1 pseudogene is annotated in these 1329 nt (G+C 64.1%); it reads left to right on the forward strand.

The features are described 5' to 3' along the window. A pseudogene (gene tnpC, locus K3F49_RS39050) lies at positions 1-1265 on the forward strand (IS66 family transposase); the annotation flags it as partial. Positions 1266-1329 lie beyond the last annotated feature (64 nt).

The raw sequence follows: 1329 nt of genomic DNA on the forward strand, positions 1-1329 counted from the left end.
GGGCCTACGGCTTGCGAGTGCTGCGGCGGCATTCGTCTTCGCAAGCTCGGCGAGGACGTGACGCAGACGCTGGAAGTGGTACCGCGCCAGTGGAAGGTGATCGAGACGGTGCGGGAGAAGTTCTCCTGCCGTGATTGCGAGAAGATCAGCCAGGCGCCGGCGCCGTTCCATGCCATCGCCCGCGGATGGGCCGGCCCGAGCCTGTTGGCCATGATCATGTTCGAGAAGTTCGGCCAGCACCAGCCGCTGAACCGCCAGGCCGAGCGCTATGCCCTGGAAGGCGTGCCGATCGCGCTGTCGACCATGGCGGACGCCGTGGGATCGGTTTGTACGGCGCTGGACCCACTCCTGCGCCTGGTGGAAGCCCATGTCATGGCGGCCGAGCGCCTTCATGCCGATGATACGACCGTGCCGGTGCTGGCCAAGGGCAAGACCGATACGGCACGATGCTGGATCTACGTCCGGGACGACCGGCCGTTTAGCGGTGCGGGTCCGCCGGCAGCGATGTTCTACTACTCGCGTGATCGCAAGGGCGAGCATCCGAAGGGGCATCTGGCCGGATATGCCGGCATCCTGCAGGCCGACGCCTATGACGGGTACAACCAGCTCTATCTGGCGGGACGCCACCCTGGACCGATCCGGGAAGCGGCGTGTTGGGTCCATGCGCGGCGCCCGTTCTTCGCCATGGCCGATANTCGAAGAGAATGCGCGTCGCAAGGCCACCGGCAAGAAGGAGATCCCGCTCTCGCCCATCGCGGTCGAGGTCGTGCGGCGGATCGATGCGCTGTTCGAGATCGAACGCTCCATCAATGGCAGGAGTGCCGAGGAACGCGTTCAGGTTCGGCAGATGCTGAGCCGGCCTCTGGTCGAGAACCTTCAGGTCTATATGCGGGAGCAGCTCGCCAAGCTGTCCCGTGGGCACGACCTGGCCAAGGCGTTCAACTACATCCTGAAGCGCTGGGCGAGCTTCACTCTCTTCCTGGAGGACGGCCGCGTCTGTCTCTCGAACAATGCCGCCGAGCGAGGATTNAAGAGGTATAGCTCTCGGACGAAAATCCTGGTTGTTCTGCGGCTCTGATCGTGGCGGACGGCGCGCAGCTTCGATGTATAGCTTGATCGTCACGGCCAAAATGAACGGCGTCGATCCGCAGGCCTGGCTCACGGATATCCTTGCCCGCATCGCTGCCCACCCAGCTCATCGGCTCGACGAGCTTCTGCCCTGGAATTGGACGCCGGGATCAGCGATTGCTGCGCAAGCGGCGTGATCTGCGAGCTGATGACGCTGCTGCGTGACGACTAACCCGCCTGTGGCCCACGCCGAATGCTTAC

The sequence above is a fragment of the Bradyrhizobium monzae genome (assembly GCF_021458635.1).
Taxonomy (GTDB): Bacteria; Pseudomonadota; Alphaproteobacteria; order Rhizobiales; family Xanthobacteraceae; genus Bradyrhizobium.